At 59.2% G+C, this 10,514-nt stretch carries 11 protein-coding genes and 1 pseudogene; all 12 read right to left on the reverse strand.

Translation table 11 applies throughout. The features are described 5' to 3' along the window. Positions 1-130, reverse strand: a 130-nt coding sequence (locus EN925_RS09010) for a nitrogen fixation protein NifZ (protein ID WP_164894166.1), incomplete at its 3' end; no start/stop codon positions are given. 85 nt (positions 131-215) lie between these two features. After that, complete coding sequence (locus EN925_RS09015) at positions 216-410, reverse strand: 4Fe-4S binding protein (protein ID WP_024505232.1); 195 nt, start codon at positions 408-410, stop codon at positions 216-218. A gap of 29 nt (positions 411-439) precedes the next feature. Continuing rightward, complete coding sequence (gene nifB, locus EN925_RS09020; RefSeq protein ID WP_063169393.1) at positions 440-1,921, reverse strand: nitrogenase cofactor biosynthesis protein NifB; 1,482 nt, start codon at positions 1,919-1,921, stop codon at positions 440-442. A 273-nt stretch (positions 1,922-2,194) separates the two neighbouring features. Next, a pseudogene (locus EN925_RS09025) lies at positions 2,195-2,281 on the reverse strand (helix-turn-helix domain-containing protein); the annotation flags it as partial. A gap of 691 nt (positions 2,282-2,972) precedes the next feature. Then, positions 2,973-3,689, reverse strand: a complete 717-nt coding sequence (locus EN925_RS09035) for an alpha/beta fold hydrolase (protein ID WP_063169392.1) — start codon at positions 3,687-3,689, stop codon at positions 2,973-2,975. Positions 3,690-3,944: 255 nt separating this feature from the next. Further along, positions 3,945-4,244, reverse strand: coding sequence for a ferredoxin family protein (locus EN925_RS09040; RefSeq protein ID WP_024505235.1), 300 nt, complete (start codon positions 4,242-4,244; stop codon positions 3,945-3,947). A gap of 12 nt (positions 4,245-4,256) precedes the next feature. After that, positions 4,257-5,561, reverse strand: a complete 1,305-nt coding sequence (locus EN925_RS09045; RefSeq protein ID WP_063169391.1) for an FAD-binding protein — start codon at positions 5,559-5,561, stop codon at positions 4,257-4,259. Positions 5,562-5,571: 10 nt separating this feature from the next. After that, positions 5,572-6,681: an electron transfer flavoprotein subunit alpha/FixB family protein gene (locus EN925_RS09050; protein ID WP_024505237.1), complete on the reverse strand. Its 1,110-nt coding sequence runs from the start codon at positions 6,679-6,681 to the stop codon at positions 5,572-5,574. 16 nt (positions 6,682-6,697) lie between these two features. Further along, positions 6,698-7,549 carry an electron transfer flavoprotein subunit beta/FixA family protein gene (locus tag EN925_RS09055; RefSeq protein WP_063169390.1) on the reverse strand — a complete coding sequence of 284 codons (852 nt, stop codon included), beginning with the start codon at positions 7,547-7,549 and terminating at the stop codon, positions 6,698-6,700. Positions 7,550-7,737: 188 nt separating this feature from the next. Then, positions 7,738-8,115, reverse strand: coding sequence for a nitrogenase stabilizing/protective protein NifW (gene nifW / locus EN925_RS09060; protein WP_063169389.1), 378 nt, complete (start codon positions 8,113-8,115; stop codon positions 7,738-7,740). Positions 8,116-8,294: 179 nt separating this feature from the next. Next, complete coding sequence (nifS, locus tag EN925_RS09065) at positions 8,295-9,506, reverse strand: cysteine desulfurase NifS (RefSeq protein WP_063169388.1); 1,212 nt, start codon at positions 9,504-9,506, stop codon at positions 8,295-8,297. A gap of 347 nt (positions 9,507-9,853) precedes the next feature. Next, complete coding sequence (locus EN925_RS09070) at positions 9,854-10,174, reverse strand: iron-sulfur cluster assembly accessory protein (RefSeq protein ID WP_029356570.1); 321 nt, start codon at positions 10,172-10,174, stop codon at positions 9,854-9,856. Positions 10,175-10,514: the final 340 nt, after the last annotated feature.

Raw genomic sequence — 10,514 nt, forward strand, 5'->3', positions numbered from 1 at the left:
GGTTTTCGCCGATCTCCTTGCCGGGATAGGTGCCGTCGTTTTTTATGTGGCGTATCGCACGGACCCGCTCACCCTGCATGAACCGTGGCGGTCTGCCGATTTCGACCTCCTGTTCGCGTCTGGACCACATGCTGTCCATTCCTTTCTCGAGGCTTTTGTTGTGGTCGCGGGTTGCAGGCGTCGTCGTGCGGCGAACCCGACCGTTTCGGTAGGAATCAAGCGGGAACGCAGGTTTTCGGTACCGGACAGACCGACACGCATTGCTGCGTATCGAAGGCCTCCTTGCATTCGGTGCACTTGTTTGGATCGATCACATAGGCGTCGCCCTTGAACTTGATCGCTTCCGAAGGACATTCGAACTCGCAGGCCCCGCATTGGGTACATTGGGATGCGATGATCTTTAAAGCCATTCTAACTCCTGGTTATCGGACGAGACGGCTCAGGCCGTCGCCGCTAGTGGTCTGATCCCAAACTCTGCCGCGTAAAGTGCGCTGACTGCGGTCTCGATGTAGTCATGGCCATAGGCGTCGGTTACGCGCAGTCCAACTCGCGAGAGTTGTTCCTTCGGGCGATTTCCGATCTTGGCGCATAGCACTATGTGTATGCCTTCGAGCGCTGCGATGACGCCCTCGAGGATGGCGTCTTCGCCCCCGCCTCCGAGGCAATACCGCTCGACCTTCCGATGCCCGACCAAGCTGATCCCTCTAGGCGAGACTTCATAAACCTGGAATTCCTTCGCGTGGCCGAAGTGTTCGTTGACCCGTCCACCTCCCTTAGTGGCCACCGCAACCAGAAGCGACTTTTCGGAGTCTGTTGCCTTGACCATACCGATGGCCTCGCTCCTCGCCGCCTCATGATCACGGCGCTCGTGTGCGACCACCTGCCGATAGGCCTGACGCTTGCCAGCATCGTAGGCGACATCGTCGGGAATACCGTCCAGCGTGAATTCCTGGCCACGATCTTCACCGAGCAGGCCGACAGCATCTGCCCGGCACTGCCGGCAGTGGCGCATCAACTTGGCGCCACCTTCAAGTCGATCCTGAAGAGCCATCATCTCCGTTGCCGTTGGGCCGCGCTGCCCGATGAGTCCGTAGTGGGTACCGTGCGCCGGGTCCGAAATCAGAGGCATCACGTTGTGCAGAAACGCGCCCCGCTCCCTGACCATTTTGTTCACCTCAAACAGGTGCTGGTCGTTCACTCCAGGAATCATCACCGAGTTGATTTTGGTGAGGATGCCGCGCGCGCTCAGCATCTCCAGGCCCAGCATCTGCCGCGCGTGCAAGATTCGAGCGGCTTCGATGCCGAAGTAGCGGCGATTTTCATAAAAGATCCATGGATAGATCTTCGCGCCGACTTCCGGGTCGACCATGTTGATGGTGATCGTCACGTGATCAACATTCATTTCGGCAAGCTCGGCGACATGGTCCGGCAGCACGAGCCCATTAGTGGAGACGCACAGCTTTATGTCGGGGATTTCCCTGATGACGCGGTCGAACGTTGCCTTCGTTTTCTCCCAATCGTAACAGGCATCCCCCGGCCCAGCGATGCCAAGAACCGAAAGCTGCGGAACTTTGTTGGCAACGGCGATGACCTTGCGTAGCGCTTGGTCGGGCGTCAACTTCTCAGACACAACACCAGGCCGGCTCTCGTTGGCGCAATCGTATTTGCGATTGCAATAGTTGCACTGGACATTGCAAGCCGGCGCGACCGCCACATGCATACGCGCGAAATAATGATGCGCTTCCTCCGAAAAGCAGGGGTGATCCTTGATCCTTTCCCAAATAGCCGGATCCTCTTCGCCCGGGCTGGTCGGCGACGAGCCGTAGGAAGACGATGCGCAGCCACCGGATTTCGCGGCTGCCAGAAGACCCTCGGATGTCGTGCTAGTCGGCCCCTCAATCGAAACTGTCGGTGAGGACATCAAACGGCTCCGTTGCTGGTAACGTCGCGGTTCAAGGTGCAAGAGCCATACCAACTGAAAAAAGCGGCTTCAGTTCACTATTCGGGTCGATATCGCATTGTGTCAGGCCGGCGCGACACAATTTTGTCCTGCTTGCGACAGTGCAAGTCCAAATCCGTTCAGAAGCACGAAGCACTCCTTGTCGCGCACAGGGCGCGCAAGACCACTGGCCTGACGATTGGCTCATCAGGCTCTTAGAAGTTCCTTCACCTCGATACTATGCCGGCGTATCGCCTAGCCGACTTGTCGCAGCTTGAGGCCGAGAATTCGAGCCGCATTAGCCTGAACCCAGCCGGCCTTCTCCATTGTGTCGATCAGCCGTCACGCTTCGTCCGCCGCGGTCCCAGCCCCCGTCCGGCCGTATCGTTAGAATCGCAAGTGGCCATCTCGTGTTCAGGCGGGCGCCGATGCGCCGAACCGGCATCGTGCTGGCCCGTGAGAGCTCGTCGATGACATTGCCACGTTCCGAAAGATTGGTTCCTTCCAGAGGAGAACGCCAAGCACGCAGTTCTCCGGCTCGCGGACGTTGCCGGGGAAATAGCATTGCGAGATCAGCTCAACTGCCGACGGCGCAAAGCCATGGTTCTCCATATTTCAAGGGTAAGCGCTGTGTCCTTCCAGGAGGACCCGCGATCTGTGGGCCTGCCGATTCTGAGGTGGATCGGAGATCGGCTTGTGTCTGAACTTGAACTTACGATTGACCCTGAGCGGCAGCCTCGGCGTTTTCGAGGGTGATCAACGGCGCTGTTGGTCGGCGGCATTGGTCGATGGACGACAAGGCACGGAGTCATCTCCGAGACCCTGGAGCCGACGCGGTGATCTCGGAGGTTGCCCGGCGCTACGGGCTGCGGCCGCGGCGGAACGCTCGCAAGCTTGCGACGTCGGCAGGACAGGCCACTCCCGCCTAGTGGTTTCGGTGGCGCCACCGGAACGACCCGTTGGGCCTACATCCTTGCACCAGAGCTCAAGGCCACGGCCTGAGAATCGGCCGCCGCTCCCCCTACTTGGTTCCTCAGCCGACAGCGCTAAGAAGGAGAGCAACTTCCGTCGGCGCGAGGATCATTGCGTCGTGGCCAGTGGCGAGTTCCTGCCACGCCCAGCCATCCTGCTTCGCGACCCATTCTCGCGCTCCCGCCATCGGCGGGTGGAGTGGATTAGTGCAGACGACATAGGTTCGGGGTCTGCCGTTGCCGAGCGGGTGCTCGAGCTTAAGTCCGCTTTCGTAGGTGCCTGCCGGATGCGGTGTTATCCGGCGCCGCACCCAGTCCGTGAGCGAGTGTCCCTCGGGAGTGCCGAATGCTGTTGGCGGCGGAGTCGGCATGAAGATACCCCGTCCTTCCTCCGCAACCAATTTTCGACGGGCGGCGACGATGTCGGGGGGCATGGTGCTGAATACACTTTGACCGCTCTCGACGATGGCGCCGTCGAGATAAACGAGATGGCTGATATGGTCGGGTATCCGGTCGGCGGCGCCGGTGATGCTGATGCCGCCTAGACTGTGACCGACAAGGATCACATCGCTCAGCTCTTCCGTTACAATGTGGTTGACGATGTCGGTCACGAATGTGTCGGGCGTGATGTCCTTGCACAGCAAACGTGCGCGTTCGCCGACACCTGTCTGGGTAGGCGTGGTCACGTGGCATCCCATCTTGCGAAGATTGGCGGCGACGTCCCGCCAACACCATCCGCCATGCCAGGCACCATGCACTAGCACATACGTCTTTATCATGGATTGTGCCGTTCCATTTGCTCACCGGCCGTTGTGGCTGCCATCCGGCACGATGGCCGGACATTGTCCAAAGGGGCTCGACCACGTTACCGGTGGTAAGTCCGGCACAGGCGCCCCGTGGCCTGAGGATACCCCTACCAAGTCGAGGAAACTTGAATTGCGAAACCCAATATTCACTAGCTCTTTGCAAGTGGATGGAGAGGCTCATGGTGTGCCGCAGTTGCTCGCTGCCGGCATGCTCTTGGCACCGGCTGATCATCCGAACTTGAACAGGACACCAAAGCCGCCGCGCGGATAGTTCCACTCGATGTCGCCGCCTTTCTCGCACAATATCCGGCAGGTGCCGCATTCCATGCAGCCGTCGGCGGTGATCTCGACTTGACCCTTGTCATTCAACTCATAGCATTTCGCCGGACAGACGTAGGTCAACGCAAGCAAGTTCGCGCTTGGCTTGTCGTGCGGTCGCACTATGATATGGGGGCGGCCGGAATCGACCAGATAGCGGTTCTGGTAAAGTTTGTCCTCGACACGAACCTTCGTCACTGCGATCGTCATCTTGTACCCTCTTCAGCGCCATGCCAATGCCAGGCGGACCGCGTCGCTGACCAACCCCCAGCGCGAGCGCGCGTTGATGAAGGCGGCCGTGGTGTTCTTTTCCTTCTCGATCTTCGGCGTGCCGTCGACACGCATGAAGGTCTGAGCGGCATGCGACATCAACCGCGGATAGCTGTCAAAAAAGTTGCTGGAATTGGTGTGGAGTAAGGCTGGCATGTCCTTGTATTTCTTAAGATCCTTGATCACAAAGGAGTCATCCAGCATCGTCTTGTAGAGCGCAAGGTTCGCTTTGGTCATAGGACCGTTGCGGCTTTTGACTTTGATGATCGCCTCAGCCGCGACACGACCCGAGGTCATGGCAAGGTTCGAACCCTCACGGTGAATGGCATTGTTCAGTTGCGCTGCGTCGCCGACGATGACCCAACCGTCGCCGAATAGCTGCGGAATGGCCCTGTAACCACCTTCGGGGATAAGATGGGCGGCATATTCTTTCACCTCCGAGCCAGCGATCAGCGGCCGGATCGAAGGATGGTTTTTCATCGCATCCAGGAGGGCGGACGGGCTCTCCATCGTCGCGGCGAAATCCGAGACCAGGCAGCCGATGCCGAGTGAAATCGACTCCTTATTGGTGTAAAGGAAGCCGAGCCCGGCCATGCTGCGAGAGATCGTGCCCACGGCCTCGATTACGCAGCCTTCATCGCCCTTCACCCCGAACCGCTGGCCAATGACCTCTTCGGGCAAGAAATGCATTTCCTTGACGGCAATCGCCACGGTCTCCGGCTTCGGCATCTCGCGCAGGCCTGCGCGAGTGCCAAGCAATCCCGACACCCCTTCTGCGAGAACGACCACATTCGCGAAGACCACTCCGCCAGCCCGGTCTGTGCGGACGCCGATCACCTTGCCATTGCCATCACGGACGAGTTCCGTCGCGGTCGTCTCACACAGGACCGTCGCGCCAGCCTCGCGCACCTTGCGGGAAAACCATTTGTCGAACTGGGCGCGGATGATCGTGTAGCGGTTGGGTTTCGCCTCATTGAAGTCGTCCGACCGGTAATGAATTCCGGTGTGAGACGTGTCGTCCATCACCCAAAGTCGCTGTTCGACCAGGTGCCGCTCGAGGGGCGCATCATCCCGGAAGTCCGGGATGATCTTCTCCAGCATGTTCGCGTACATTATGGCACCCTGGACGTTCTTAGAGCCCGGATATTCCCCGCGCTCCAACTGCAGGACCTTCAGCCCCTGGCTTGCCAAAGTGTAAGCAGCTGCGTTTCCAGACATGCCGGCTCCGACCACAATGGCATCGAATTGTTCAATCATGTCCTCTCCCTCAACTCGCAAGCTTGTCTCGACTGTGCGGCGACAGCCGCCGGGTGAAGGCTTCCGTCAGTGCGGGCAGGAAGCGGATTGCATCCGTGACGATCCCGAGGTGGGCGAACTCGAAAATCGGCGCGTTCGGATCGGTGTTGATCGCGACGATGAGATCGGCCCCCTCGACCCCAACTCGGTGCTGGATGGCGCCGGAAATTCCGGCCGCGATGTAAAGCTTCGGTCGAATGGTCTTGCCAGTTTGTCCAATCTGTCGATCAGCCGGCATCCAGCCCTTCTGGACCAAGGGGCGCGAACAGCCATGCTCGGCGCCGATCGCTCGGGCAAGATTCTTCACAAGCTGAAGGTTCTCCGCCGCTCCGAGACCGAGGCCTCCCGCAACCACGACATCCGCATAGGCAAGATTTGCCATTGCCGACTGGTTATCCGGTAGGAAGCCGAGGACTTTGGTGACGATATCGTCCTCAACGAGCGACAGCTTGTGCCGCATGACACGCCCGACCGGCTTATCCACCCGTTGCGGCATAGGCATGACCCTTGGTCGCACCGTCGCCATTTGCGGCCGGTAATTTAGTGTATAGATCGTACACAACAATGAGCCACCAAAAGTCGGACGGGTCGCGGCGAGTGAACCGTCGGAATCTACATCAAGTTCGGTGCAGTCGGCCGTGAGCCCCGTCTGCAGGGTCGTCGCTACCGAGCCTGCAAGATCCCTGCCCAGTGTGGTCGCGCCGAGAAGGAGGATTTCGGGTTTATGGGTATTGACCAGATCCGTGAGCGCCTTGGCGAACGGCTCGTTCCGGTAGTCGGCGAGCGGCGGCGCATCGACGATGTAGACAAGATCCGCCCCGTAAGCGAAGGCCTCGGCAACAGCGTCCTCGACCATCTCGCCCGGCGGTCCCAGCACGACGCCCGCGAGCTGGACTTCAAGCTTGTCGGCTAATTTGCGGCCTTCGCCCAGCAGTTCGAATGATACAGGATGCACATTGCCGCGTTCGAGCTCGAGGAAGACCCACACGTGCCGGTAGTCTTTGAAACGGTCGGGAAGTTCTTTCTTTACACCGGCACGGCCGGGGGCAATGCGAGGGGTAGTTTGGCTTGCGGTCGACATTTTCTGCTCCTGGCCGTCACGTGCCGCTGTTGAAGGCCAGCTCATGTTCCAGCGCCGGCCGGCGGGTTAAGATATCGGCGATGAGTTCATCGGCTATGTCCTGCAAGCCCCTTTCCGCGGTGTCGATCTGCGCCGCCCTTTCTGCCCGTGCGGTGGGGGCGAAAACACGCTTGACGACTGTAGGCGAGCCACGCAGACCGCACCGGGTGAGATCGTCAATGCCGGCGTCGGCTGCAGTCCACTTCACGACTTGGCTGCGCGCCGCGCACAGAGCCTGCTGGAGCGAGCCCCGGCGGATTTCGTTGGTGTCTTCCAGCATGGTAATGAGGCAAGGGAGTCTGCTCTTCAGCAACTGGGTGCCGCCTTCGGCGCGACGAGCGACTTCGATCTCTCGCGTATCGAGATCGATGGAGGCAATCTTCGCGACATAGGTAAGTTGCGATAAATCTAGGCGCTTGGCTATGCCCGGTCCGACCTGGGCGGTATCGCCGTCAATCGTCTGCTTGCCGGTGAAGACGATGTCCGGCCTGCCGAAAGTCTCCCCAATTTTTGCGATTGCTTGCGAAAGAGCAAAGGAAGTCGCCAGCGTATCGGATCCGGCAAAATAGCGGTCCGTCAAGAGAACTGCTCGGTCAGCACCGTAACCGAGCGCCTTTCGCAGCGAGTCCTCCGCCATGGGCGGACCCATTGTGAGCACAGTAACCTCGCCACCATGAACGTCGCGCAGTTTGAGCGCTTCTTCGAGGGCGAACAGGTCGTAAGGATTGATGATGGTCGGAACACCCTGACGCATGATCGTGTTCGTCACCGGGTGCACGCGGATCTGTGCCGAATCCGGCACCTGCTTGATGCAGACTACGATATGCATTGGCGGTTTCTCTAAGCTCCCAGTCCGGATTCGTGCTTGGCGGTTCACCTCATTGCCTGCATCGTTCATGCCAAGTCGTCTTCCTGCCTCTATTCCAGAAGGTGGCTTCGTTTGCTTCCGAGGAGGCGTCATGAGGACTGGATTTGTCGACTTCTCGACATTGTCGCGTCGCAGCCGTGTCGGGCTCATTACTTTCCGAACCGCTTCAGTGCAGAGTCGAGCGGGACGAAGGCGCGGCCAGGTGCGGGACATATGTTTGGATCGTGGTCCCTTAGCACCTTGAACACACGTTGCGTGAGCGGCGAGGAAGTCGCGAAATCTTCGTAGGCGCGTTCCAGCTTGGCGCGCACCCGCGCGGCGATTACCTGGTTAGGCAGACCGGAGAAATCTTCTTCGGCAAGGTATTGGCCCACGCGCTTCATGATATGGAGCCGCGAGACATTCATCACTTTCGGGTCGTAGGAGACGTCAAGGCAGGCGAAGAAGTCCTCCGCGGCCGACAGGCCCTTCAGTCGCGCTAGGATATCGGTGCGATCGATCGGGCGGCTATCAGCGGAGCAGTTCATTGTATTCTCCCGGCGCGAAATTGTGGTGTCGATGCATTGGTGACATTGCTGACGGCGTGCCGACCTCTGGCACGGCGGCTGGGCAAGAGACTTGGCGATCTCAAGCTTTTCTGAAGTGGTGAAGGCGACCCCGAGTTTAACTGCTCTCCTTGCGCAGGGTCGTCACGTTGAGGAAGACCTCACGGCTCGTCGGCTATTGTGCCGCTCGGACCCGGGCCGGAATGAAGCTGTTCTGCACCTCGCCCGCACAGTCCAGCACTGGGAACGGCCCGTAGCTTCTCGGTGATCGCAGGCAGGACCTCAAGCACGCGGTCTACGTCATCTTCGCCGTTGTCACGCGACAAGGAGAAGCGGACTGCCCCACATGCCGCGTTCATAGCGATCAGAACATGGCTCGGTTCCAGTGAGCCAGAGGCACAGGCGGACCCGGCGGAACAGGCGATTCCCAGCCGGCTCAGGACAATTGGAATTGCATCGCCTTCGATACCTTCGAATCCAATGTTTGCAGTGTTTGGCAATCGCTCTTGCGGATCGCCGTTGATGGATGTGTTTGGGATGCGCTGGATGATCCCGTTCTCAAGGCGGTCGCGCAACCATTTTATTCGTTTTGTCTCGTCCATGAATTTCAAGGCGAGTTCGGCCGCCATGCCCAGTCCGACTATGCCGGGTGTGTTTTCAGTGCCTGCACGCCGGTCGCGCTCTTGGTGCCCACCCTTGATCATGGAGGAGAAGCGCACGCCACGTCTTACATAAAGCGCGCCTATCCCCTTTGGACCATGCAGCTTGTGGGCGGAGAGCGACAGCATGTCGATCGCGGTCGATTTCAGCTCAATCGGAAGCCTTCCGACCGCCTGCACTGCATCAGTGTGGAAAAGCGCGCCGACTTCCCTGGCTAGATCGGCAAGCTTAACCACGGGAAAGATCGTACCGGTCTCATTGTTCGCCCACATTATCGAGACGATTGCCACTTGTGGGGTGAGGGCGGTTCTGTAGGCGTCCAGGTCGAGCCGGCCGTAGTGATCGACTGGGATAATGTGCACCTTGACGCCGCGCGTCTTCTCAAGGTGCGCGCACAACTTCAGAACGGCCGGATGTTCAACCGCGGAAGTCACTATTTCCGTTCGGTCGGGCATCACCTCCAGCGCCGAAAGGATGGCTGTACTGTCGCTTTCAGTCCCGCCCGAGGTGAAGATGATCTCGTCCTCGAATCCCGCGCCGATGAGGGCTTGCAACTGTTGCCTCGCCTTTCTCACGGCTTCAGCAACCGATGCGCCATAGGCGTGCATGGACGAATGATTGCCAAATTGCTCCGTAAAGAAAGGCAACATCGCTCCAACGACTGCAGGATCAACCCGCGTCGTTGCGTTGTTGTCGAGATAGACAGGGTTCATGGGAGTGATCCTTCAACTGCTGAAATGATTCAAGGGTAGTCGGGCCATTGAACCTCTGGCGCATATCGTATCTGGTAAGGTGGGCGGCCGGGGGAGCGATGGCTTGGCTGACCGGTCGCTGTCGACATTGCCCTTTGGTGGCGGCATCCGCCGGGAATTCAGCTGTTTCGGGCAATTTTGTTTGCTTGCCCACGGCAACGATCGATGATCGCGATTTGGTGCATCACCGAACGCAATTGTTCCGGGCCGACAGTGCGTGTCGGCCGGTTCCAGAGCGCCGGCGGTTACCGGTTCGACGCAGTATTCCTTGGCGTCGCTATAGTCGAACATAGCCTGTTCCCTCGCAATCATTTGCAGGACTTGCCGCAGCCGCACGTCTCACGCGCATTGGGGTTATCGAAAACAAAGCCGGATGTTTCGAGCCCAGTGACGAAGTCCACGGTCATGCCGGCGGCATGGGGTTGGGAGCCTCTATCCATGAACACCTTGAGCCCATCTCGCTCGATGATCGCATCGCCCTCACGTGAGACGCTCTCCAGGCCCATTGAGTATTGGAAGCCGGCGCAGCCGCCGGCATGGACCATGATGCGAAATCCTTCCGCCGGCTCGCTGGCGCGGTAAAGAGCGGCCTTGATGGCGGCAACAGCGTTGTCGGTGAGCGTAATCATGGCTCGATTTCTCCTCGGTCCGGCGTTTTCGTGGATCATCTCGCATGGACCGTGCCAAAGGGAAGACGTGTCAAAAACCGTAGGACATCCCGACGTCTCTTATGCTCGATTGCTGGGGAGACGTCCGACAACCGACACTTACTGTCGGGTTTGTCGCGTCCGCGTCACAGGAAGGGCGCCTGAGTTCGCGATGCACTCACGCGTAAAGCAATGAACAGAGCCAAAGATGTTCAGAGCTTGCCGCGGAGCAACTGGCACGATTTTTGTGAAGCCTTCGTTGCGGCGGCAAAATTGCCGGCCGATTCACCTTTGGGTTGCCCTCGCAATCGAAGAACGAAGG

It is taken from the genome of Mesorhizobium sp. M7A.F.Ca.US.006.04.2.1 (genome assembly GCF_004022915.1).
Taxonomy (GTDB): domain Bacteria; phylum Pseudomonadota; class Alphaproteobacteria; order Rhizobiales; family Rhizobiaceae; genus Mesorhizobium; species Mesorhizobium ciceri.

Coding starts and splice junctions, on each gene's coding strand:
- EN925_RS09015 (WP_024505232.1), bottom strand. CDS start 410: ATGGCTTTAAAGATCATCGCATCCCAATGTACCCAATGCGGGGCCTGC.
- nifB (WP_063169393.1), bottom strand. CDS start 1,921: ATGTCCTCACCGACAGTTTCGATTGAGGGGCCGACTAGCACGACATCC.
- EN925_RS09035 (WP_063169392.1), bottom strand. CDS start 3,689: ATGATAAAGACGTATGTGCTAGTGCATGGTGCCTGGCATGGCGGATGG.
- EN925_RS09040 (WP_024505235.1), bottom strand. CDS start 4,244: ATGACGATCGCAGTGACGAAGGTTCGTGTCGAGGACAAACTTTACCAG.
- EN925_RS09045 (WP_063169391.1), bottom strand. CDS start 5,561: ATGATTGAACAATTCGATGCCATTGTGGTCGGAGCCGGCATGTCTGGA.
- EN925_RS09050 (WP_024505237.1), bottom strand. CDS start 6,681: ATGTCGACCGCAAGCCAAACTACCCCTCGCATTGCCCCCGGCCGTGCC.
- EN925_RS09055 (WP_063169390.1), bottom strand. CDS start 7,549: ATGCATATCGTAGTCTGCATCAAGCAGGTGCCGGATTCGGCACAGATC.
- nifW (WP_063169389.1), bottom strand. CDS start 8,115: ATGAACTGCTCCGCTGATAGCCGCCCGATCGATCGCACCGATATCCTA.
- nifS (WP_063169388.1), bottom strand. CDS start 9,506: ATGAACCCTGTCTATCTCGACAACAACGCAACGACGCGGGTTGATCCT.
- EN925_RS09070 (WP_029356570.1), bottom strand. CDS start 10,174: ATGATTACGCTCACCGACAACGCTGTTGCCGCCATCAAGGCCGCTCTT.